General features: G+C 67.2%; 17 protein-coding genes. 11 read left to right on the top strand and 6 right to left on the bottom strand.

What is annotated here, in order from left to right; translation table 11 throughout:
• Nucleotides 1-136: 136 nt before the first annotated feature.
• From relA to AC0KXH_RS06875, 4 genes are all read right to left on the bottom strand, one after another.
• Nucleotides 137-2380, bottom strand: coding sequence for a GTP diphosphokinase (gene relA / locus AC0KXH_RS06890; protein WP_041106168.1), 2244 nt, complete (start codon nt 2378-2380; stop codon nt 137-139).
• A gap of 95 nt (nt 2381-2475) precedes the next feature.
• Nucleotides 2476-3840: a 23S rRNA (uracil(1939)-C(5))-methyltransferase RlmD gene (gene rlmD / locus AC0KXH_RS06885; protein ID WP_061340972.1), complete on the bottom strand. Its 1365-nt coding sequence runs from the start codon at nt 3838-3840 to the stop codon at nt 2476-2478.
• A gap of 66 nt (nt 3841-3906) precedes the next feature.
• Nucleotides 3907-4809 (bottom strand): cysteine synthase CysM, encoded by a 903-nt coding sequence (gene cysM / locus AC0KXH_RS06880; protein WP_041106172.1) that lies wholly within the window; start codon nt 4807-4809, stop codon nt 3907-3909.
• Nucleotides 4810-4932: 123 nt separating this feature from the next.
• Entirely contained in the window at nt 4933-5826 is an 894-nt protein-coding gene (locus AC0KXH_RS06875) for an HTH-type transcriptional regulator ArgP (protein WP_043219330.1), read from the bottom strand.
• Nucleotides 5827-5956: 130 nt separating this feature from the next.
• On the opposite strand from AC0KXH_RS06875, the gene AC0KXH_RS06870 reads away from it, so the two are divergent.
• The 5 genes from AC0KXH_RS06870 (at nt 5957) to AC0KXH_RS06850 (ending at nt 12907) form a co-directional block, all read left to right on the top strand.
• Entirely contained in the window at nt 5957-6583 is a 627-nt protein-coding gene (locus tag AC0KXH_RS06870; protein WP_269262639.1) for a trimeric intracellular cation channel family protein, read from the top strand.
• A 57-nt stretch (nt 6584-6640) separates the two neighbouring features.
• Nucleotides 6641-9415 carry a response regulator gene (locus AC0KXH_RS06865; protein WP_488224394.1) on the top strand — a complete coding sequence of 925 codons (2775 nt, stop codon included), beginning with the start codon at nt 6641-6643 and terminating at the stop codon, nt 9413-9415.
• A 30-nt stretch (nt 9416-9445) separates the two neighbouring features.
• Nucleotides 9446-11428 (top strand): bifunctional tRNA (5-methylaminomethyl-2-thiouridine)(34)-methyltransferase MnmC2/FAD-dependent 5-carboxymethylaminomethyl-2-thiouridine(34) oxidoreductase MnmC1, encoded by a 1983-nt coding sequence (gene mnmC, locus AC0KXH_RS06860; protein WP_200628246.1) that lies wholly within the window; start codon nt 9446-9448, stop codon nt 11426-11428.
• A 73-nt stretch (nt 11429-11501) separates the two neighbouring features.
• Nucleotides 11502-12059, top strand: coding sequence for a Tll0287-like domain-containing protein (locus AC0KXH_RS06855; protein WP_488224393.1), 558 nt, complete (start codon nt 11502-11504; stop codon nt 12057-12059).
• Between the two features lie 92 nt (nt 12060-12151).
• Nucleotides 12152-12907 (top strand): sulfite exporter TauE/SafE family protein, encoded by a 756-nt coding sequence (locus tag AC0KXH_RS06850; protein ID WP_488224392.1) that lies wholly within the window; start codon nt 12152-12154, stop codon nt 12905-12907.
• Here AC0KXH_RS06850 and AC0KXH_RS06845 read toward each other — a convergent pair whose 3' ends face one another.
• Nucleotides 12908-13147 carry a DUF1127 domain-containing protein gene (locus tag AC0KXH_RS06845; RefSeq protein ID WP_488224391.1) on the bottom strand — a complete coding sequence of 80 codons (240 nt, stop codon included), beginning with the start codon at nt 13145-13147 and terminating at the stop codon, nt 12908-12910. It lies immediately after the preceding gene.
• 93 nt (nt 13148-13240) lie between these two features.
• Between AC0KXH_RS06845 and AC0KXH_RS06840 the strand changes: the two genes are divergently transcribed.
• Complete coding sequence (locus AC0KXH_RS06840; protein WP_041106189.1) at nt 13241-14095, top strand: LysR substrate-binding domain-containing protein; 855 nt, start codon at nt 13241-13243, stop codon at nt 14093-14095.
• 3 nt (nt 14096-14098) lie between these two features.
• Here the strand turns inward: AC0KXH_RS06840 and AC0KXH_RS06835 are convergent, their stop codons facing one another.
• Nucleotides 14099-14572 carry a MarR family winged helix-turn-helix transcriptional regulator gene (locus tag AC0KXH_RS06835; protein ID WP_041106191.1) on the bottom strand — a complete coding sequence of 158 codons (474 nt, stop codon included), beginning with the start codon at nt 14570-14572 and terminating at the stop codon, nt 14099-14101.
• Nucleotides 14573-14749: 177 nt separating this feature from the next.
• Between AC0KXH_RS06835 and AC0KXH_RS06830 the strand changes: the two genes are divergently transcribed.
• From AC0KXH_RS06830 to AC0KXH_RS06810, 5 genes are all read left to right on the top strand, one after another.
• Nucleotides 14750-16522 (top strand): N-acetylglutaminylglutamine amidotransferase, encoded by a 1773-nt coding sequence (locus AC0KXH_RS06830; protein WP_041106193.1) that lies wholly within the window; start codon nt 14750-14752, stop codon nt 16520-16522.
• Nucleotides 16523-16606: 84 nt separating this feature from the next.
• Nucleotides 16607-18349: an N-acetylglutaminylglutamine synthetase gene (gene ngg, locus AC0KXH_RS06825; RefSeq protein ID WP_041106195.1), complete on the top strand. Its 1743-nt coding sequence runs from the start codon at nt 16607-16609 to the stop codon at nt 18347-18349.
• 103 nt (nt 18350-18452) lie between these two features.
• Entirely contained in the window at nt 18453-19646 is a 1194-nt protein-coding gene (locus AC0KXH_RS06820) for an osmoprotectant NAGGN system M42 family peptidase (RefSeq protein WP_437270581.1), read from the top strand.
• A 183-nt stretch (nt 19647-19829) separates the two neighbouring features.
• Complete coding sequence (locus AC0KXH_RS06815) at nt 19830-22574, top strand: hybrid sensor histidine kinase/response regulator (RefSeq protein ID WP_488224390.1); 2745 nt, start codon at nt 19830-19832, stop codon at nt 22572-22574.
• Between the two features lie 11 nt (nt 22575-22585).
• Nucleotides 22586-22816, top strand: coding sequence for a YheU family protein (locus AC0KXH_RS06810; protein ID WP_041106201.1), 231 nt, complete (start codon nt 22586-22588; stop codon nt 22814-22816).
• The last annotated feature ends 5 nt before the right edge of the window (nt 22817-22821 follow it).

Below are 22821 nucleotides of genomic sequence, written 5' to 3'. Positions count from 1 at the left end.
CCTCAAGCCAGGCTATCGCGGCGGCGTTTCGGTGGATGTAAAAAGCGACATCCACGCTACGAATGTCAGGCCAACTGGGAGTGGATGAGCCTTCACCCATCCACCGTGACGCGGCCGGCGCCGCCGGCCCTGCGTCTTACGCTGCCCGCTGGCGCTTGGCCTCGATGATGTTGGGCAGCTGCGAGATGCGACTGAGCAGCCGGCCCAGCGCATTGAGCCCCGGAATCTCGATGGTCAGCGTCATCTGCGCCGTGCTGTCTTCCTTGTTCGAGCGGGTATTCATCGCCAGCACGTTGATGCGCTCGTTGAGCAGCACCTGCGACACGTCGCGCAACAGCCCCGAGCGGTCGTAGGCGCGGATGACGATGTCCACCGGATAGGTCTTCTCCGGCACCGGCCCCCAGCTGACCTGGATGATCCGCTCGGGCTCGCGCCCGGCCAGCTGCAGCACCGAGGCGCAGTCCTGGCGGTGGATGCTCACCCCACGCCCCTGCGTGATGTAGCCGACGATCGGGTCGCCCGGCAGCGGCTGGCAGCAGCCGGCCATCTGCGTCAAGAGGTTGCCGACGCCCTGGATCTGCACGTCGCCGCGCTTGCCCGGCTTGTGCGGCGCCGAACGCCGCGGGATCAGCTCAAGCTGATCCTCGTCGCGCTCGGGCTCGACCAGTTGCTGGGCCATGTTGACCAGATGCGCCAGGCGCAGGTCGCCGGCACCCAGTGCGGCAAACATGTCCTCGGCCGTCTTCAGGTTGGTCTTTTCGGCCAGGCGATCGTAATCCACCGGCGGCAGGTCGAGACGCGAGAGTTCGCGTTCGAGCAATGCCTTGCCGGCCGCGACGTTCTGATCACGCGCCTGCAGCTTGAACCAGTGGACGATCTTCGCCCGCGAGCGCGACGTGGTGATGTAGCCGAGGTTCGGGTTCAGCCAGTCGCGGCTCGGCGAGCCCTGCTTGCTGGTGATGATCTCGACCTGCTCGCCGGTCTGCAGGCTGTAGTTGAGCGGCACGATGCGCCCGTTGACCTTGGCGCCACGGCAGTTGTGGCCGATCTCGGTGTGCACCCGGTAGGCGAAGTCCAGCGGCGTGGCGCCCTTGGGCAGATCGATGGCATGACCGTCCGGGGTGAAGACGTAGACACGGTCCGGCTCGATATCGACGCGCAACTGATCGGCCAGGCCGCCAATGTCGCCAAGTTCCTCGTGCCACTCGAGCACCTGACGCAGCCAGGCGATCTTCTCTTCGTAGTGATCGGAGCCGGAATTGACGTCGGTGCCCTTGTAACGCCAGTGCGCGCAGACGCCGAGCTCGGCCTCCTCGTGCATGGCGTGGGTGCGGATCTGCACCTCCAGCACCTTGCCCTCGGGGCCAAGCACCGCGGTATGCAACGAGCGGTAGCCGTTCTCCTTGGGGTTGGCGATGTAGTCGTCGAATTCCTTGGGAATGTGCCGCCACAGGGTGTGCACGATACCGAGCGCGGTATAGCAATCGCGGACTTCCGGGACCAGCACGCGCACGGCACGTACGTCGTAAATCTGGCTGAACTGCAGACCCTTCTTCTGCATCTTCCGCCAGATCGAGTAGATGTGCTTGGCGCGGCCGTCGATCTCGGCCTTGATGCCGGCCACCGACAGTTCATCCTTGAGCTGCTGCACCACGTTGGCGATGTATTGCTCGCGGTCGAGCCGACGCTCGTGCAGCAAGGTGGCGATCTGCTTGTACTGCTCGGGCTCGAGGTAGCGGAAGGACAGGTCCTCCAGCTCCCATTTGATGTGGCCGATGCCGAGGCGGTGCGCGAGCGGTGCGTAGATATCGAACACTTCACGCGCCACGCGCTGGCGCTTGTCGTCGCTGGCGTTCTTCACCGCACGGATCGCACAGGTGCGCTCGGCGAGCTTGATCAGCGCGACGCGCACATCATCGACCATCGCCACCAGCATCTTGCGCAGGTTCTCGACCTGGGTCTGCGGTGGCAGTACCAGCGACTCGCGCGGATTGAGGCTGGCGCTGATCGCCGCCATGCGCAGTACGCCCTCGATCAGCTTGGCGACCACCGGACCGAAGCGCGAATGCACGTCGGCGAGCTGGATCTTGCCTTCGCGTACGCCGCGATAGAGCACGGCGGCGACCAGGCTGTCCTGGTCGAGCTTGAGGTCGGCGAGGATCTCGGCGATCTCCAGGCCGATCTGGTAGCTCGACGCGCCCTCGCTCCAGAGATTCTGTGCCGCATTGGCCTGCTGCTCGGCATCGCGGGCGAATTCGCAGGCCTCCCGAAGCGCGCTGCGGTCGAGCGCCGGGTCCATGCCCAGCACGTGGTCGAGCCAACTTTCCAGATTGATGCTGCCGTCGGTGTTGATCGGCTGAAGCGCTCTCACCTGTACCATCTAAAACCTTCCCTCTACGCAGGAACTCTGCGTCGATTACGCCTGCATTCTATGTGCCGGTCGGTTGAACCACAGGCCAGATGCCTGTCAAAAAATTACGCGCGCACGCCAGCGCCCCTCTCGAACAGCGCCATGGCCTCCACGTGAGCGGTCTGCGGAAACATGTCCAGCACTCCAGCGCGCGTCAGACGATAGCCCTGCCGGCTCAGCTCGGCGGCATCCCGCGCGAGGGTGGCCGGATTACACGAAACATAGACCAGGCGCCCGGCCTGCAATGCACCGATCTGGCGCACGACTTCCAGCGCGCCGTCCCGCGGCGGATCGAGCAGCACCCGCGCGAAGCCCTCGGCGGCCCAGGCGGCTTCGGCCAGCGGCTTCGACAGATCCGCCCGATAAAAGTGCACGTCGCTCAGCGCGTTGTGCTCGGCGTTGGCTCGGGCCCGTCGGACCATCGCCTCGACGCCCTCGACGCCCACCACTCGTGCGCCGCTCCGGGCCAGCGGCAGGGAAAAATTGCCCAGTCCGCAGAACAGGTCGAGCACCCGCTCGCCGGGGGCCGGTGCCAGCCAGTCGAGCGCCTGCGCAATCATCGCTTCGTTGATCGCCGCGTTGACCTGGACGAAGTCGCCGGGCTGCCAGGCCAGTTCCAGGTCCCAGCGCTCGAGTCGATAGCCCAGGCGGGCCGGCACCACCGGCTGGGGGTCGCCCTCGCCCTGCAGCCAGAGCTGCACGCCCTGCGCTGCGGCAAAGGCGAGCAGTTGCTGACGATCGGCCTCGAGCAGTGGTGCGGTATGGCGTACCAGCACCGCGGTGGCGGTGCCGCTGAACAGCTCGACGTGCCCGATCACCGCCGGCTTCTGCAGGCGCTCGAGCGTCAGCCGCAACGGCTGCAACAGCGCCTCGAGCACCGGCACCAGCACCGGACAGACCTCGATCGGGACGATGCGCTGGCTGGCGCCGGCGCGAAAGCCGACCTCCAGTCGCTTGGCCCGCTCGTCCCAGCGCACCGCCAGACGAGCGCGGCGCCGATAGCCGAACGCCGGCCCGCTGAGCGGCGCGGCCCACTGTTCGGGTTCGAGATCGGCCAAGCGCAGCAGCTGCTCGGCGAGGGTGCGCTGCTTGAGCTCCAGCTGATCGGCCTCGCCCAGATGCTGCAGATTGCAACCGCCGCAAAGGTCGGCATGCGGACAGGCGGCCGGGCGCCGCCGTTCGCTCGCCTCGAGCACGCGCTCGCAGCGCGCCTCGACGACCTTGGCATGCGCCCCGAGCACGCGCGCCTCGACCCGCTCGCCGGCCAGCGCTCCGTCGACGAACCAGGTGCGCCCGTCACAGAAACCGATGCCCCGACCGTCGTGAGCGAGTCGCTCGATCACCAGTACCTGTTTCTTGCCCAGCGGAACCTGCGCCTTGCGCTCGCCACCTGCGGGCTGAAAGCGCAAACCGCCGCTGCGTCTTGCCATCAGAAGATCCTGCCGTCGTCGGGGAGCGACCCGGCCGCGCCTTCACCTGCGCGGCCGGGCCAGCGATCAGTGGGCCGCGTCATAGACGCCGGTGGAAAGGTAGCGGTCGCCGCGATCGCAGATGATCGCGACGATCACCGCGTTCTCCAGCTCCTGCGAGAGGCGTAGCGCTGCCGCGACCGCACCACCGGACGATACGCCGCAGAAAATGCCTTCCTCGCGCGCCAGACGGCGCATGGTCTGCTCGGCTTCGGCCTGGGACATATCGACCACGCGGTCGACCCGCTCGGCCTCGAAGATCTTTGGCAGGTACTCGGCAGGCCAGCGGCGAATGCCGGGAATGGCCGCGCCTTCCATCGGCTGCAGGCCGACGATCTGCACGTCCGGGTTCTGCTCCTTGAGGTAGCGCGACACGCCCATGATGGTGCCGGTGGTGCCCATCGAGCTGACGAAATGGGTGACGCTGCCGCCGGTCTGCTCCCAGATTTCCGGGCCGGTGCTGTTGTAGTGCGCGATCGGGTTATCGCCATTGGCGAACTGGTCGAGCACCTTGCCGTGCCCCTCGGCCTGCATCTTCAGCGCCAGGTCGCGGGCGCCTTCCATGCCCTCCTCCTTGCTCACCAGGATCAGCTCGGCGCCATAGGCGGTCATCGCCGCCTTGCGCTCGGCGCTGGAGTTGTCCGGCATGATCAGGATCATCCGATAACCCTTGATCGCCGCCGCCATCGCCAGGGCGATGCCGGTGTTGCCGCTGGTGGCCTCGATCAGGGTGTCGCCCGGGCGGATATCGCCGCGCTGCTCGGCGCGGTTGATCATCGACAATGCCGGCCGATCCTTCACCGAACCGGCGGGGTTGTTGCCTTCGAGCTTGACCAGGATGGTATTGCTGGTCTGCCCCGGCATGCGTTGCAGGCGCACCAGAGGCGTGTGGCCGATGCAGTCGGCGATGGTCGGGTAATGCTTAGTCATGGCGTCGGAGCACCGCGGGCATCTGGAAAAGGCGCACATGATACCGGCATCGTCCGATGACGGGCATAGCCGTTAGCCGAAGCGACGAGATGCCGCCCTGACCCGGGGCTTGCCGGGCAACGCCTAGGGCCGCGCGAGAATTCTCGGCGCGGCCTCGACGATCTGCCGCGAAAGGTGCTCCATGCGCGGCGACTGAACCTTCCAGGTGTGCCAGTACAGCGCCAGGTCGAGCGGTTCGTCTGCCGCCAGATCGACCACCTCGCCGCCGCTCAGGGCCTCGCGCATGAGCAGCTCCGGCACCATGCCATAACCAAGCCCGTAGCGAATGGCGTTGAAGTGCGGTTCGGCACCCGGTACGTAGTGGCACGGATAGGCGCCCTCCGGCAGGCCGAAGCGGCGCAGCAGAAACGACGATTGCAGGGTGTCCTTGCGGGTATAGGCAACCACCGGTGCCTTGCGGGCGGCGGCGCGGGTCATCCCGGAGGGGAAATGTTGGTCGCGAAAGGCGGCCGAGGCCACCAGCCGGTAGCGCATGCTGCCCAGAGCACTGGCCGTGCAGCCACGCATCGGCTTCGGCTCGGTGCTGATACAGCCGATCGCCAGGCCGGTTTCCAGCAGGCTGTAGGTGTGATCCTGATCCTCGACGGTCAGGTCGAGCAGGACGCGCTCGCGGATCAGAACCTCGGCCAGCGCCGGAAAGAACCAGGTGCCCAGGCTGTCGGCGTTCAGCGCGGCGACCACCACCAGCGGCGCGTCGCTGCGCTCGGCGAGTTCGGCGAGCAGGTCCGCCTCCAGCAGCGTGGCGCGTTTGAGGTACTGCAGCAGGCGCTGGCCGGTCTCGGTGGGCCGGCACGGCCGGCTGCGCACGATCAGTGCGCTGCCCAGTGCGCTCTCGAGCGCACGCACGCGCTGGGAAATCGCCGGCGGGGTGAGATGCAGACGCTGCGCCGCCTGCTCGAAGCTGCCGCTCTTGATCACCGCGCGGAAGGCTTCGGTCTGTTTCGGGTCGAGGTTCACGCGGGCGCCTGCATAAGAAAATATTTGGGTGGGCAAAAAATACTTAGCTTCATCAATCGATGCCAGCACAGCCCCATAATCGCGCACCTTTTCGTCGCAGCCCGCCGCTGCGTTCGCCAGGAGCACCGTTGTGGATCTGCTGCACACCATCTATCTGGTCGCCATCACCGCCGAAGCCATGTCCGGCGCCATCATGGGCATGCGCCGCGGCATGGACCTGTTCGGCATCTGCCTGCTCGGCACGGTCACCGCGCTGGGTGGCGGCACCGCGCGCGACGTGCTGCTTGGGCATTACCCGCTGGGCTGGATCGCCAACCCCGAATACCTGGCGTTCACCATCGGCGCGGCCATCGTCACGGCAGTGATCGCCCGCCACCTGCATCACCTGCGCATGATCTTCCTGCTGGTCGATGGCCTGGGCCTGGTGGCATTCACCGTGATCGGTTGCGATGTGGCCATGAGCATGAACGCGCACCCGGCGATCGTGGTGGTCGCCGGCCTGGTCACCGGCATCTTCGGCGGCCTCATGCGCGACGTGCTCTGCACCCAGGTGCCGATGGTGCTGCAACGCGAGCTCTACGCCACGGTCGCGCTGTTCGCCGGCGTGCTCTACGTCGGCCTGCTCTGGCTGGGCGTCAACAACGAGCTGGCCTCGCTGACAGCGCTGGCGGCCGGCTTCCTGTTCCGCGTGCTGGCGATGACCTTTCGCTGGAAGCTGCCGGACTTCAACGGCAAGGACATCCGCGGGCTGGACTGACCTCACGCCGGCTGGCGGCAACGGGCTACACTAGGGCCCTTGCTTGGGGGATGGACCGTGCTCAAAGACCTGGGAATTCGTGGTCGTGTACTGATACTGACGCTGCTGCCGAGCACCCTGCTGGCAGTCGTGCTCGGTATCTTCTTCACCTGGATGCAGCTGACCGAGCTGCGCTACCAGCTCGACGAGCGCGGCGAACTGATCGCCCAGCAACTGGCGCCGCTGGCGGCGCCAGCGATGAACCTGGGCTACGACAAGCGCCTGCAGCGCATCATCAGCCAGGTGCTCGATCAGACCGACGTGCGCGCCGTGTCGATTCTCGACAAGGACCGCCAGCCGCGCGCCTACGCCGGGCCGCGCATGGTCACCCCCTCGCCGCCGGCCGATCCCGAGGGCCTGACTCGGGTCAGCGGGCTGGACACCACACGCATCCTGATGCCGGTGCTGGCCCACCACCTCAACCTGGCCGACGAGAGCCGTGCCAACGACCCCACGCTGATCGGCTGGCTCGAACTCGAGGTTTCGCATCAGGGCACGCTGATCCGCGGCTACCGCAGCCTGCTCACCAGCCTGGTGCTGATCGGCGCCGGCCTGCTGATCACCGCGCTGCTCGCCCTGCGCATGAGCCGGGCCATCAGCAAGCCGCTCGAGCGGGTCAAGCTGGCGGTCGCCCAGCTCAAGGAAGGCCACCTGGAAACCCGCCTGCCGGCGCTCGGCAGCCATGAGATGGATGAACTCGCCTCAGGCATCAACCGCATGGCCGAAGCGCTGCAGAGCGCCCAGGAAGAGCTGCAGCAGAGCATCGACCAGGCCACCGCGGACGTGCAGCAGAACCTGGAAACCATCGAGATCCAGAACATCGAACTCGATCTCGCGCGCAAGGAGGCCCTGGAAGCGAGCCGCATCAAGTCCGAGTTTCTCGCCAACATGAGCCACGAGATCCGCACCCCGCTCAATGGCATCCTCGGCTTTACCCACTTGCTGCAGAAGAGCGAACTGACGCCGCGCCAGCAGGATTACCTGGCGACCATCGAGAAGTCCGCCGACAGCCTGCTCGGCATCATCAACGAGATTCTCGACTTCTCGAAGATCGAGGCGGGCAAGCTGGTGCTCGACAGCGTGCCGTTCAACCTGCGCGACCTGATCGAGGAAACCCTGACGATTCTCGCCCCCTCGGCGCACACCAAGCAGCTGGAGCTGATCAGCCTGGTCTACCGCGACACGCCGCTGTCGCTGATCGGCGACCCGCAGCGGCTCAAGCAGGTGCTGACCAACCTGGTCAGCAATGCCATCAAATTCACCAACGAAGGGACCATCGTCGTGCGCGCGATGGTCGAGGACGAAACCGCCGAGCGTGCGCAGCTGCGCATCAGCGTGCAGGACACCGGCATCGGCCTGACCGACGACGATCTGCGCGCACTGTTCCAGGCCTTCAGCCAGGCCGACAACTCACTGTCGCGCCAACCCGGCGGGACGGGCCTGGGCCTGGTCATCTCCAAACGCCTGATCGAGCAGATGGGTGGCGAGATCGGTGTCGACAGCATTCCCGAGGAAGGCTCGGAGTTCTGGATCAGCCTGAGCCTGCCGAAAGCGCGCGACGACATCGAGGACCAGCCGCCGCCGGCGTTGCGCGAGCTGCGCGTGGCGCTGTACGAGCAGCACTCGCTGGCGCGCCAGGCGCTGCAGCATCAGCTCGAGAGCAGCGGCCTGCAGGCGTACCCGTTCGACAGCCTGGCGGGCATGCTCGAGGGCGTCGCCCAGGCCCGCGACGAAGGTCTGCCGATCGACCTGGCGGTCCTTGGCGTGTCGATCCACGAGCTCGCGCCACCGGCGCTGGCCGAACACATCGAGCGCTTCGAGGCGCTCGGCTGCCGCACCGTGGTGCTCTGCCCCACGATAGACCAGGCCGCCTATCAGGATGCCCTGCCCGACGCCTTCAGCCACACCCGGCTGCAGGCCAAGCCGGCGCGCATGCGCAAGCTGCAACGCGTGCTCGCCGAGTTGGTGCGCCCGCTGCAGCCGGTAGCGCCCGTGCCGACGGCCGCCTCGCATCGCCAGCCGCGCCTGCTCTGCGTCGACGACAACCCGGCGAACCTGCTGCTGGTCGAAACGCTGCTCAGCGACCTGGGGGCGGCCGTGACGGCAGTGGACAACGGCCCCGACGCACTGGCCGCCGTCAAGGAGCAGGTATTCGACCTGGTGCTGATGGATGTGCAGATGCCCGGCATGGACGGCCGTCAGACCACCGAAGCGATGCGCCAGTGGGAATACAAGGCCGGCCGCTCCCCGGTCCCGGTCATTGCCCTGACCGCGCATGCCCTGGCCAACGAGAAGCGGGCCCTGCTGCAGGCCGGCCTCGACGATTACCTGACCAAGCCGATCAGCGACCGCCAACTGGCCCAGGTCATTCTCAAGTGGACCGGCCTGAGCCTGCGCCAGGCCACGCAGCCCGCCGTCGCCCCGCCCGAGGAAGCGCCGGTGATCGCGCCGGCGGCCGAAGCGCTGCCGGTGCTCGACACTGACGAAGGCCTGCGGCTGGCCGCCGGCAAGGCCGACCTGGCCGCCGAGATGCTGAGCATGCTGCTCGGCTCGCTGGCCCAGGAGCGCTTCGCGATCCGCCAGGCCCGCCAGGCCGGCGACCTGCAGGCCCAGGTCGACCGCGTGCACCGGCTGCATGGGGCCACGCGCTACTGCGGCGTACCGCAGCTGCGTCAGGCCTGCTTGCAGGCCGAGACCCTGCTCAAGCAGCGCGACCCGGCCGCCGAGGCGGCGCTGGACGCGCTCGATGCCGCCATCGAACGACTCGAACACGAGGCGCACCGCGCCTCCTGATTGCCGCCCCGACACCGCCCAGGACAGCTCATGCAGGACCATTCCACTTCGCCCCGCTTCCAGCACGCCGAACTCGATTGGGACGACAGCGGCCAGCCGCAATCGCGCCAGTATGGCGACGTGTACTTCTCTCGCGCCAGCGGCCTGGCCGAGACCGAGCACGTGTTTCTCGCACAGAACGCGCTTGACCGGCGTTTCGCCGAGCTGGCGCCGGGGCAGGCCTTCACCATTGGCGAAACCGGTTTTGGCACCGGTCTGAATTTCCTTTGTGCCTGGCAGCTGTTCGACCGGCAGGCACCGGCCGGGGCACGCCTGCACTTCGTCAGCGTCGAGAAGCACCCGCTCACCCGGGCCGACCTGCAGCGCGCCCTGTCGCTCTGGCCACAGCTCGAACCCCTGGCCGAGCAGCTGCTCGACCAGTACCTGGCAATCCATCCCGGCTTCCAGCGGCTGAACTTCGCCGATGGGCGAGTGAGCCTGACCCTGCTGGTCGGCGACGTGCTCGACTGCCTGCCGGCGCTGGATGCGCGCATCGATGCCTGGTTCCTCGACGGTTTCGCCCCGGCAAAGAACCCGCAGATGTGGCAGCCGGCGCTATTCGCCGAACTGGCCCGGCTTTCCGCACCTGGGGCGACACTCGGCACCTTCACCAGCGCCGGCTTCGTGCGCCGAGGGCTGACCGACGCGGGCTTCGACATGCAGCGCGCGCCGGGCTTCGGCCACAAGCGTGAAATCCTAAGAGGCCAGTTCATCGGCGCGCCAACCGCGGTCGCACGCCCGTGGTTCGCCCGCCCAGGCCAGGCGCCTCGAGAACGCCGGGCTCTGGTGATCGGCGCCGGCCTGGCCGGCTGCGCCAGTGCAGCCAGCCTGGCCCGCCGCGGCTGGCAGGTCACCGTGCTCGAGCGTCACGCCGGGCCCGCCGAAGAAGGTTCCGGCAACCCACAGGGCGTGCTCTATCTCAAGCTCTCGGCCCATGGCACCGCGCTGTCGAGGCTGGTCGTCAGCGGCTTCGGCTACACCCGCCGCCTGCTCGAGCGTCTGCAGCGCGGCCAGGACTGGGATGCCTGTGGCGTGCTGCAGCTGGCCTATGACGACAAGGAGCAACAACGCCAGGCAGAGCTGGCCGGGGCCTTTCCCGAAGGCCTGGTACGGCCGCTGGATCAGGCCGATGCCGAAGCCTTGGCAGGCATCAGTCTGCCGGGCGGCGGGCTGTTCTATCCCGAGGCCGGCTGGGCGCACCCGCCGGCGGTCTGCCGCTATCTGCTGGCACAGCCGAACATCGAGCTGCGCCAGCACCGCGCCGTGCTCAGCCTCGAGCGCCACGGCGAAAGCTGGCAGGCGTTGGCCGACGGTCAGGTACTCGCCGAGGCACCGGTGGTCGTGCTCGCCGGGGCGGCGGACAGCGCCGATTTCCCGCAGAGCGCCTGGCTGCCGCTCAAGCGCATTCGCGGGCAGATCACCTGCCTGCCGACCACCGCTGCCAGTGTCGCGCTGCGCACCGTGCTGTGCGCCAAGGGCTATGTCGCCCCGGCGCGCGACGGGCAGCACACGCTCGGTGCCAGCTTCAATTTCAAGGGCACCGACACCGCACTCAGTGTCGAGGAACATCAGGCCAATCTCGAGCTGCTCGAAGGCATCTCGCATGACCTGACTGAACGGCTGCAGGTCGCCGCGCAGCCGCCCGAGCAACTACAGGGGCGTGCGGCATTTCGCTGCACCAGCCCCGACTACCTGCCGCTGATCGGCCCGCTGGCAGATCAGGAGCGCTTCCTGGAGACCTACGCCTCGCTCACCCGCAACGCCCGGCAGGTTCCCGATGCGCCGTGCCCGTGGCTGGACGGGCTCTACGTCAACACCGCCCACGGCTCGCGCGGGATGATCAGCACGCTGCTGTCGGGCGAGCTGATCGCTGCCTGGCTGGAGGACGAGCCCCTGCCGCTGCCGCGTGACGTCGCCGAAGCCTGTCACCCGAACCGGTTTCTGGTGCGTCGGCTGGTGCGCGGCGAGGGGTAGGCGACGCGGCTGATCGTGCTTTCAACATACTCCCCCCCCTATAATCAGCACTTTCAAACCGGAGGAAAGCCCGATGCACAAAGCCAGCCTGATCGCCCTGAGCCTGCTCTCGGCGCACCTGTATGCCGCCACTCCCACCACCGATGACCCGCTGCGCCAGGAAGCCGCGAGCCTGATCCCGCCGTTCCAGCAGCAACTGCTGGCCACGGTGAAACAGGCCATGGCCAGCGGCGGCCCGACCGAGGCGGTGAAGAGCTGTCACCTGCTGGCGCCGGTGATCGCCTCGGAACACAGCCGTGAGCCCTGGCGTGTCGGCCGGACCGCGCTGCGCCTGCGCAATCCGGACAACGCTCCGGACGCCTGGGAGCGCAAGGTGCTGGAGCAGTTCGAACAGCGCGCCGCGGCTGGCGAGCCGCTGGAACAGCTCAATCACGGCGAGGTCATCGGTAACGAGTACCGCTACATGCAAGCCACCGGTACGGGCGAGCCTTGCCTGGCCTGTCACGGCACCGCGGTAAAACCGGAGCTGGTCAGCCTGATTTCCCGCTACTACCCGGACGATCAGGCGCGCGGCTTCAGCCAGGGCGACTTGCGCGGCGCCTTCACCTTGCGCAAGGCTCTGTCCCAGTAACCGGGCGCGCCGGCGCCACCGACCGGAGAAAGCATGCCGTTCACCAAATCCCGTGGCGCTCGACCTAACCGGCGCCGAGGCGGCAGCGCCTGATGGACGCGCTGCTGTTCGAAGCGTTGGGCATCGGCATCGTGCTCGGCCTGTTGCTGGGCCTGACCGGCGCCGGCGGATCGCTGGTCGCCCTGCCACTGCTATTGAGCCTGCACCTGCCGTTGCGCGATGCGATCGGCGTCAGCCTTGGCGCGGTGGCGATGTCGGCCTGTGTCGGCGCCGTGCCCCGCGCCCGCCTCGGCCAGGTCGCCTGGCGCCCGGCGCTGTTGCTGGCGCTCTGTGGCTTGCCCGGTAACGCGGCCGGTCAGTGGTTGGGACGCTACGTGCCGGAGAAATGGCTGATCGTCGCCTTCTGCCTGCTGGTGCTGTGGTCGGCTGTGCGCATGTGGCGCGGCGCGAAGCTGCCGCTGCGCGAAGGCCGGGCCATGCACTACCCGGCGCTCGCCGGCATCGGCTTCGGCGTCGGCATGCTGTCCGGCCTGATGGGTGTGGGGGGTGGTTTTCTCATCGTGCCGGCGCTGCTGTGGTTCAGCCCGCTGCCGCTGCTGGCCGCCATGGGCACCTCGATGGCGGTGATCGCCCTGGTCAGCGGCGGGGGCTTTCTGCTCTACCTGACCGGCGCACAGCCGCCATTGGCCCTGCTCGCCGGCCTGGCCGGCGGTGGCGCCTGTGGCGTACTCACCGGCAACCGCCTGGCGCAGTACCTCAGCGGCACCCTGCTGCAGCGACTGTTCGCGCTGATGCTGGTCACCGTCAGCCTTTCGCTGGGGGTGCAGAAGCTGCTGCTGGGGCACTGATCAGCCGCGGTCCTGAGGATCGTCCCAGAATGGCCGGCTGATCTCTGCCTCGACGTCGGCGCGGCTCAGCCCCAGATCCTTCAGCGCATGCTCGTCCAGCGCCGCCAGCTGGCGACGTTGGCGCGCCAGCCGGTGCCAGCGCCGCAGGCGCGCCAGCAGCCGCCTTGCCGAGAGCGGCGGCAGCCGCCATTCATCGAACCAACGCAGCGGGTGATGCAGTGGGATTCGTTGCCGGTTCATCGTATGTCCTCCTCTGGATGGCGAAAGTGTCGCCACCCGGCTACGATCAATCCAACGAATACTTCTGATGCCAGCCATCTGCGAGATTGATCCATGGCCCACTACCCCAGCATCGACACGGAGCTGTTGCGCAGCTTTGTCGCCATCGCCGACCACGGCGGTTTCACCCGTGCCGCCGAAGCGGTCAACCGCACCCAGTCGGCGGTCAGCATGCAGATGAAGCGACTCGAGGAAGACGTGCTGCAGCGCCCGCTGTTCGAGCGCAGTGGCCGGCAGGTAAGGCTCACCGCCGAGGGCCAGGTGCTGCTCGGCTACGCCAGGCGCATTCTCAAGCTGCACGGCGAGGTGATCACCACCCTGCGCCAGCCGCACATGGTCGGCGCGGTGCGCATCGGCACGCCCGACGATTACGTGATGCGCTTCCTGCCCGGCATCCTGGCGCGCTTCGCCCAGGCCTATCCGCTGGTCCAGGTGGAGGTGCATTGCGAACCGTCCGGGCAACTGCTGGGGCGCAAGGATCTGGACCTGACCATCGTCACCCGCGAACCGGGCACCGAGATCGGTCAGCTGCTGCGCCAGGAGCGCTTCGTCTGGGCCGAAGCGGCCGGCTTCGACCTGCATCAGCAACGGCCGATACCGCTGGCAATGTTCAACAGTGGCTGTTTCTGCCGTGCCTGGGTGTGCAACGCGCTGGAGGCGGCAGAAATCGACTACCGCATCGCCTACACCAGCCCGAGCCTGTCGGCGATCATGGCGCTGGTCGGCGCCGGCCTGGCAGTTACCGCTCAGCTGCAGAGCCTGATTCCGACCGACCTGCGCATCCTCGGCGAGGCCGAAGGGCTGCCGCCGCTGCCGCTGTCGAGCATCGTGCTACTGCGCAACGCACAGACCCAGTCGCCGGTAACCGAGGCACTGGCCGAGTACATCGTCGACGGCTTCCGCCAGTAGCGCTCAGCCGACTTCGCCGCAGAGGCTGGCCGCGCGCAGCAGCGCCGCGGTGATCGCATGCCGTTCCCAGTCCGGCAGCGCGGCAAAGCGCGCACGGAACTCGGGCGGCAGCAGCGGCGGCGCTTCCTGCAGCAGCGCGCGCCCCTCGTCCGTCAGCAGCAACCACTGGCGGCGCCGATCGGACTCATCGCGATGGCGGCGCAGCAGGCCGCCCTCTTCGAGTCGATCCAGCACACCGGACAGCGTGGCCGCCGTCAGGCTGACCCGCCGGCTGAGTGCGCTGGCCGTCTGCTGCCCCTCGCCGGCCAGCACCTGCAGGATCATCAGCTGCACGGGCGTCAGCCCGCCGAAACGCGCCAGGCGTTTGGCGTGCACTTCGGCGTCCTGCTGCAAGCGCCGCAGGGCCTGGAACAGGCTCAGGTCGAAGATGCCCCCACCCGCGATATCAGTTTCACTCGAAAGCTTTCCTTCACTCACAATTAGAGAACTCATTGAGTTATAACTTTGACATCAAAGCATTTATTTGCTTTGGTGTAAAAGACGTGGCGGCCCGTCGCCCGCTCGATGGTTCATACGAGCGCAGCCTGCCCAGGGCTGAACCAACCGTGCGACGCGCCAGTCAGACTCCCCAACGGCACAACCGGTAAGGAACTTATGTGTGGCATAGCTGGAGAACTTCGCTTCGATAACCAACCGGCCGATCTGGCAGCGGTTGAACGAATCACCCAACACCTCACGGCTCGCGGCCCGGACGCCTGCGGGTTCCATAGCCAGGGCCCGCTCGCCCTCGGCCACCGCCGGCTGAAGATCATGGATCTGTGCGAAGCCTCGGGGCAGCCGATGATCGACCCGACGCTCGGCCTGGCGATGGTCTTCAATGGCGCTATCTACAACTACCCGGAACTGCGTGCCGAGCTCGAAGGGCTTGGCTATCGCTTCTTTTCCGAGGGCGACACCGAAGTCCTGCTCAAGGGCTATCACGCCTGGCGCGAGGCGCTGCTGCCCCGCCTGAATGGCATGTTCGCCTTTGCCATCTGGGAGCGCGACAGCGGCCAGCTGTTCATCGCCCGCGATCGCCTCGGTATCAAACCCCTGTATCTGTCGCGTACCGGCAAGCGCCTGCGGTTCGCCTCGAGCCTGCCTGCGCTGCTGCAGGGCGGCGATATCACCGGCGAGCTGAACCCGGTCGCGCTCAATCACTACATGAGCTTTCACGCCGTGGTTCCGGCGCCGGACACGCTCATCGCCGGCATCGAGAAAATGCCGCCAGCGAGCTGGATGCGCATCGACAGCCAGGGCACCGTGACCACCCAGCGCTGGTGGGAATTGCGTTTCGGTGCGGACGAGAGCGAGCAGGATTACAGCTTCGAGGACTGGCAACAGAAGACCCTCGACACGCTGCGCGAAGCCGTGGCGATCCGCCAGCGCGCAGCGGTGGATGTCGGCGTGCTGCTCTCCGGCGGGGTGGATTCGAGCCTGCTGGTGGGCCTGCTGCGTGAGGCAGGGGTCGGCGAGAACCTGCTGACCTTCTCTATCGGCTTCGAGGATGCCGGCGGCGAACGCGGCGACGAGTTCAAGTACTCGGACCTCGTCGCGCGGCACTTCCAGACGCGCCATCACCAGCTGCGCATCCGCGAACGCGAGATTCTCGAGCAGTTGCCCGCGGCCTTTCGTGCGATGAGCGAGCCGATGGTCAGCCACGACTGCATCGCCTTCTATCTGCTGGCACGCGAAGTGTCCAGGCATTGCAAGGTGGTGCAGAGCGGCCAGGGCGCCGACGAGCTGTTCGCCGGTTACCACTGGTATCCGCAGGTCGATGGCGCCAGCGATCCGGCCGCCGCCTACCTGAAGGCCTTCCGCGACCGCGACTACGAGGAGTACCAGGCGCTCATGCAGGCACGCTGGCACAAAGGCGACTTCTCCGGCGATTTCGTTCGCCAGCACTTTGCCCAGCCCGGTGCGGACGCCGCAGTGGACAAGGCGCTGCGCATCGACAGCACCGTGATGCTGGTCGACGACCCGGTCAAGCGCGTCGACAACATGACCATGGCCTGGGGCCTGGAGGCGCGCACCCCGTTTCTCGATTACCGCGTGGCCGAGCTTTCGGCCCGCATTCCGGCACGCTACAAGCTGCCCGAGGGCGGCAAGTACGTGCTCAAGGAAGCCGCGCGCCAGGTCATCCCGGCCGAAGTCATCGACCGTCCGAAAGGCTATTTTCCGGTGCCCGGCCTCAAGCATCTGCAAGGGGACACGCTCGACTGGGTTCGTCAGTTGCTGCTCGACCCGAGCCAGGATCGCGGCCTCTACCAGACCGACGCCATCGAGCGACTGCTCGCCGATCCGGATGGCCAGCTGACCCCGCTGCGCGGCTCAAAACTCTGGCAGCTGGCAGCGGTCAACCTATGGTTGAGCGAACAAGGCCTCTAAGCACAGGCTCGCGCGCGCCAGCCGCGGCTCCCTAGCGGAAGCCCGGCGTCGGCGCAGCCTGAGCCACCTTCAAGGAAACGCACCATGCAGAAGTCTCAAGCCTACGGACAGCGCCTGCTGCGCGGCCAGACGCCGTCCTACCAGCGTCTGCAGCAGCGGCTGGCCGAAGACGGCCGTGAGGAACCGGGCGCCCCGGTCAGCGTGCATTGCGGCTGGGGTCGCATTCTCATCGGCCACACCTACCCGGACCCGGCCGAGCTCGCCACCGACCTGCTCAACGAGAAGCCCGGCGAGCGCGACATTGCCCTCTATGTGGCGGCGCCACACCAGGTGCTGGCGCATGCGCCGCAGCAGCTGTTTCTCGACCCGTCGGACACGCTGCGCATCTGGTTCACCGATTACCGCCCGGCGCAAAAAGGTGTACGGGGTTTCTGCGTGCGCCGCGTGCAGAACGAGGCGGACTGGCAGGCCGTCAATGCGCTGTACCAGAGCCGCGGCATGATGCCCGTCGAGCCGGGGCGCTGCACCCCACGCGAGGAAGGCGGGCCCGTCTACTGGCTGGCCGAAGACGAGAGTTCCGGGCAGATCCTCGGTAGTGTCATGGGCCTGAACCATCACAAGGCCTTCAACGATCCTGAGCTCGGCTCGAGCCTGTGGTGCCTCGCGGTATCGCCCAGCTGCCCGCGCCCGGGTGTCGGCGAAGCGCTGGTTCGGCATCTCATCGAGCATTACATGGGCCGCGGGCTGGCCTACCTCGACCTCTCCGTGCTGCACGACAACAGCCAGGCCAAGGCCCTGTACGCCAAGCTCGGTTTCCGTGACCTGCCGACCTTCACCGTCAAACGCAAGAACAGCTTCAACCAGCCGCTGTTCCTCGGCCCGGGGCCCGAAGCGGAGCTCAACCCCTACGCCAGGATCATTGTCGACGAAGCGCGTCGGCGCGGCATCGAGATCGCCATCGATGACGCCGAGGCCGGGTTGTTCACCCTGACCCAGGGGGGCCGCCGCGTACGCTGCCGCGAGTCACTGTCGGACCTGACCTCGGCGGTCAGCATGACGCTGTGCCAGGACAAGCAACTGACCCACCGCACGCTCGCCCGCGCCGGTATTCGCCTACCCGCTCAGCAGCTTGCAGCCAGCGCGCAGGACAACGCCGCGTTTCTCGCCGAGCATGGCAGCGTGGTGGTCAAGCCGGTGAACGGCGAGCAGGGCCAGGGGGTGGCGGTCGACCTGCGCGACGCCGAGGCGCTGGAGCACGCCGTCGAGCGCGCCCGGCAGTTCGACGGCCGGGTGCTGCTGGAGAGCTACCACCCAGGCCTCGACCTGCGCATCGTGGTGATCGGCTACGAGGTGGTCGCCGCCGCGATTCGTCGTCCCGCCCAGGTCATCGGCGACGGCCGCAACACCATCGGCGCGCTGATCGAAGCGCAGAGCCGGCGGCGCCAGGCGGCTACCGGCGGCGAAAGCCGGATTCCGCTGGATGACGAAACCCACCGCTGCCTGCAGGAAGCCGGGCTCGATGTCGACAGCGTGCTGGAGCAAGGCCGGCAGCTGGCCGTACGGCGCACCGCCAACCTGCATACCGGAGGCACCCTGGAAGACGTCACCGAGCAGCTGCATCCGGAGCTCGCCGACGCGGCGGTACGCGCGGCGCGGGCGTTGGACATTCCCGTGGTCGGCCTGGACCTTCTGGTCGAGGCCGCCGATCGCCCGGACTACGTCTTCATCGAGGCCAACGAGCGCGTTGGCCTTGCCAACCATGAGCCGCAACCGACGGCCGAGCGCTTCATCGACCTGCTGTTCCCGCTCAGCCACAACACGCACTGAGCGGCGAGCAGGCCTCTCTGTCGACCGGCCGCGCGAAGCACGGCCGGCGCGCTTCCATTCCCTTGCAAGCACGCGGCTCGGTGCCGCAATGGAGTTCAAGCCAATGCATGCAACGCTACCTGAACCCGATCTCAACTATCTGCAACGCATCCTTCTGGAAATGCTCGCCATTCCCAGCCCGACCGGCTTCACCGACACCATCGTGCGCTACGTCGCCGAGCGGCTGAAGGAGCTGAACATTCCCTTCGAGCTGACCCGTCGCGGCACCATCCGCGCGACGCTCAAGGGCCGGCGCTACAGCCCGGACCGTGCCGTCGCGGCGCACCTCGACACCATTGGCGCGATCGTCCGGGAAATTCACGACAGCGGCCGGCTGGGGCTGGCCCCGGTGGGCTGCTGGTCCAGTCGTTTCGCCGAAGGCAGCCGGGTCAGCGTGTTCACCGATACCGGCGTGATAAGGGGCAGCGTGTTGCCACTGCTTGCCTCCGGCCACGCCTTCAATACCGCCGTGGATGACGCACCGATCAGCTGGGACCACGTCGAACTGCGCCTGGATGCCTACACCTACAGCCGCGCCGAGACCGAAGCGCTTGGCGTCAATGTCGGTGACTTCGTCGCCTTCGACCCGCTGCCGGAATTCACCGAGAACGGTTACATCAGCGCCCGCCACCTGGACGACAAGGCCGGCGTCGCCGCCCTGCTGGCGGCGCTCAAGGCCGTGGTCGACAGCGGCCGCGAGCCGCCGATCGACATCCATCCGCTGTTCACCATCACCGAGGAAACCGGCTCCGGCGCCGCCGGTGCCCTGCCCTGGGACGTCAGCGAATTCGTCGGCATCGACATCGCGCCGGCGGCCAAGGGGCAGGCATCGAGCGAGCACGCCGTGACCGTGGCGATGCAGGATTCCGGCGGCCCCTATGACTATCACCTGTCGCGGCACCTGCTGAAGCTGGCGACCGAGAACGAGATCCCGGTGCGCCGGGACCTGTTCCGCTACTACCACAGCGACGCACAGTCGGCGATCGAGGCGGGCCACGACATCCGCACCGCCCTGCTCGCCTTTGGCTGCGACGCCACCCATGGCTACGAGCGCACGCACATCGACAGCCTGGCTGCCATGGCGCGCCTGCTTGCCGGCTACATGCTGAGCCAACCGGTGTTCGCCAGCGACGCCCACCAGGCACAGGACTCCCTGGATCGCTTCAGCCATCAACTGGAGCACGATGCGCAGATGGAGAGCGAAACCCGTGTCCCGCCGGTGGACTCGCTGCTCGGTCGGCAGGCGGACCGAGGCTGAAACCGGCGTGACAAAGCACCGGCTTCGATCACTCAAGGGTTGCCGCAAGCGGCAGGTCTGGGCACAGTAGCGCCCCGTCAGCGGATGTTTTCCGGGCTGCCTGGGCATTGACGCCAAACGGCAGCCTTTTTTGCGCGCTCGCACCGTTGGCACCATCGCCCAGCCAGCCTCACGGAATCGATCATGTTGGCGCGTCTCTGCCTGATGACCCTGCTCGTCCTCTGCCTGTCCGCCAGGGCCTGGGCGCTATCGCCGATCGAAGTCGACTCCCCGGACTTCCGACAGAACCTCGGCCCGGCGGTGCAGTACCTGGAAGACCCACAGGGCTCGCTGACCGTCGACGACGTGCTCGGGCTGCCCGACCGGCACTTCCATCAGGTTCAGGGCACGCACCTCAACCGCGGCAAGAACGATTCGACCTGGTGGCTGCGGCTATCGCTCGACAACCAGTTGGCGCAGTCGCTGCAAGGCTTTCTCGAGATCGACTACGGCCTGCTCGACCGCATCGAACTCTTTGTCCGGACTCCCGATGGCCGTCTGAGCCGCCAGCTCTCCGGCGACGAAATGCCCTTCTCGCAGCGCCCGGTCAAGGTCAGCAGCTTCTGGTTCCCCACCGAATTGCCCCCCGGCACCAGCACGCTGGTGCTGCGCATCAAGACCAGCAGCACCCTCTACGTACCGCTGTACTTTTCCAGCACCAGCGCCAGCGCCAGCGCCCAGGAGTACGCCGCCGGAGTCAGCGGCGCCTTCTACGGCGTGCTGTTCGCGATGTTCTGCTACAACCTGTTTCTCTTCGTCTCACTGCGCGAGCCGGCCTATTTCTGGTATCTGATCTACAACCTGAACGTCGGCCTGTTCGCGCTGGCCTTCGACGGCCTGCTCGCCCGCTGGCTGCCCGAGCACAGCGCCCTTGTAGCCACGGCCATCTATGCGCTGATGTTCAGCCACTGCCTCGTGGCGATCCAGTTCAGCCGTCACTTCCTGCATACCCGCGAGCACTTCCCTCGGCTCGACGGCGCACTGCGCGTCGCCCTGCTGCTTGCGCTGCTGGCGCTGATCTCCGGGCCGCTGTTGCCCTTGCAGACCTGGAGCGTGCAGGCAAGCGTCACGGTCATCGTGACCTCCGTCGGGCTACTGGCCACCGGCGCCTTCGTCTGGCGCCATGGCGTGCGTTACGGGCTGTACTACACGCTGGCCTGGGGCGTGCTGCTGGCTTCCTTCGTCATCGTCACCGCCGGCTCGCTCGGCTTCGAGCTGTTCGGCCTGTACGGCCCGGCGGTGGTCAAGACCAGCGTGACCTTCGAACTGATCACCCTGTCGCTTGGCCTCGCCGATCGCATCAACCGCCTGAAGGAGGAAGGCTTCCGCTCGCGGCAGGCGGCCGAACAGGCCCACAGCGAAAGCGAGGCCAAGGGCCGCTTCCTGGCCAAGATGAGCCACGAGATCCGCACACCGCTCAATGGGGTGCTGGGCATGCTGCAGCTGCTGCGCGAAACCGAGCTCGACCGCAGCCAGCGGTTCTACCTCGACACCATCACCAGCTCGGGCAACTCGCTGATGAAGGTGATCAACGACATCCTCGACTATGCCCGCATCGGCTCGGGCAAGCTCAGCCTCGAAGACATCGAATTCGATCTCGAGGCGCTGATCTCCGAAACCATCAGCCTGTTCGCCGCGCAGGCATTGAAGAAGCAACTGAGCCTGCACGTCGGGCTGCAGGCCCAGGTGCCGCGCCGCGTGCGTGGCGATCCGACTCGGCTCAAGCAAGTGCTGATGAACCTGCTGAGCAATGCGCTGAAATTTACCGAGCAGGGCTATGTACGCCTGGATGTCGCCTGCATCCAGACCACCGAAGGCCAGACGCGCCTGCATTTCTGCGTCAGCGACAGCGGTATCGGCATGCGCGCGCAAGTCCTGGCCACGCTATTCGAGTCGTTTTCGCAAGGCGACTCGAGTACCACCCGCCGCTACGGTGGCAGCGGCCTCGGGCTCGCCATCAGCAAGGAGCTGGTTGAAATGATGCAGGGGCAGATCCGGGTGCAGAGCGCCCCGGGCCAGGGCAGCCGTTTCAGCTTCGACATCCCGCTGCGCAGCGCCGCCGACGACAACGACCCGCTACGCCCGTTGCTGGCTGGCCAGCCCGCCTTGCTGGCCTCGCTGGACAACCAGGGCCTCGACTCGCTGAGCCACCTGTTGCGACGCTGGGGCATGCGCACCGAGCGCTGCCACGAGCCCGAGCGCCTGGTCGACTACCTTGACGACTATCCCGTCCCGCCGCTGCTGGTTCTGCTTGAGCCCTGGCCGGGCACGCCCAGCGAGTGGGTGAAGCGCCTGGAAGCCCAGTTGCCCAGGCTGCAGCCGGTGCTGCTGCTGTTCTCGCCATTGCACCGGCAGGCACCGAGCTCCAACCATCTGCGCCTGGCCTGCGTACCACTGCCGCTGCAGAGCGGCCCGCTGCGTGAGGCCCTGCAGGGCCTGTACGAGGCGCCTCCCGGGCCGGCCGACCACACGCAAGCCGGCGCCGAAACCGGCACGACGCCCGCAGTACTCATTGCCGAGGACAACCCGGTGAACCAGATGGTGCTTCGCGGGCTGCTGAAGAAGCGCGGCTACCAGGTGAAGCTGGCCGAGAACGGCGCGGCCACCGTACAGCTGTACCGACGCGACCCCGGTGCCGTTCAGCTGATTCTCATGGACTGCGAAATGCCCGAGCTTGACGGCTACGAGGCCAGCCGGCAGATTCGCGCGCTGGAAGCCGAACAGGGCTGGCCGCGGGTCCCCATCCTCGCCGTGACCGCGCATTCGCTGGACGAGCAGCGAGCGCGGGCGCGCGCTGCCGGCATGGACGGCTTCCTGGCCAAACCGGTGGTCGCCGACGAGCTCTATGCCTGTCTAGAGCGCCACCTGCATACAGCGCTCAGCGAGTGACCCGACGACCGATGCTGATTCCCCATGACCTGCTCGAAGCCGACACCCTGACCCGTCTGATCGAGGATTTCGTCACCCGCGAGGGCACCGACAACGGCGACGAGACGCCGCTGGACACGCGCGTGGCCCGGGTGCGCCGGGCGCTGGACAAGGGCGAGGCGGTAATCGTGTTCGACCCGGACAGCCAGCAATGTCAGCTGGCGCTCAAGCGCGACGTGCCCAAGGCCTGGCTGGAGGACTGAGCGCG

The sequence above is a fragment of the Stutzerimonas sp. CXK-1 genome (assembly GCF_057738225.1).
This window is presented reverse-complemented; position numbering and strand designations above follow the sequence as displayed.

Coding starts and splice junctions, on each gene's coding strand:
- AC0KXH_RS06815 (WP_488224390.1), top strand. CDS start 19,830: ATGTTGGCGCGTCTCTGCCTGATGACCCTGCTCGTCCTCTGCCTGTCC.
- cysM (WP_041106172.1), bottom strand. CDS start 4,809: ATGACTAAGCATTACCCGACCATCGCCGACTGCATCGGCCACACGCCT.
- AC0KXH_RS06820 (WP_437270581.1), top strand. CDS start 18,453: ATGCATGCAACGCTACCTGAACCCGATCTCAACTATCTGCAACGCATC.
- AC0KXH_RS06850 (WP_488224392.1), top strand. CDS start 12,152: ATGGACGCGCTGCTGTTCGAAGCGTTGGGCATCGGCATCGTGCTCGGC.
- AC0KXH_RS06855 (WP_488224393.1), top strand. CDS start 11,502: ATGCACAAAGCCAGCCTGATCGCCCTGAGCCTGCTCTCGGCGCACCTG.
- ngg (WP_041106195.1), top strand. CDS start 16,607: ATGCAGAAGTCTCAAGCCTACGGACAGCGCCTGCTGCGCGGCCAGACG.
- rlmD (WP_061340972.1), bottom strand. CDS start 3,840: ATGGCAAGACGCAGCGGCGGTTTGCGCTTTCAGCCCGCAGGTGGCGAG.
- AC0KXH_RS06845 (WP_488224391.1), bottom strand. CDS start 13,147: ATGAACCGGCAACGAATCCCACTGCATCACCCGCTGCGTTGGTTCGAT.
- AC0KXH_RS06810 (WP_041106201.1), top strand. CDS start 22,586: ATGCTGATTCCCCATGACCTGCTCGAAGCCGACACCCTGACCCGTCTG.
- relA (WP_041106168.1), bottom strand. CDS start 2,380: ATGGTACAGGTGAGAGCGCTTCAGCCGATCAACACCGACGGCAGCATC.
- mnmC (WP_200628246.1), top strand. CDS start 9,446: ATGCAGGACCATTCCACTTCGCCCCGCTTCCAGCACGCCGAACTCGAT.
- AC0KXH_RS06830 (WP_041106193.1), top strand. CDS start 14,750: ATGTGTGGCATAGCTGGAGAACTTCGCTTCGATAACCAACCGGCCGAT.
- AC0KXH_RS06840 (WP_041106189.1), top strand. CDS start 13,241: ATGGCCCACTACCCCAGCATCGACACGGAGCTGTTGCGCAGCTTTGTC.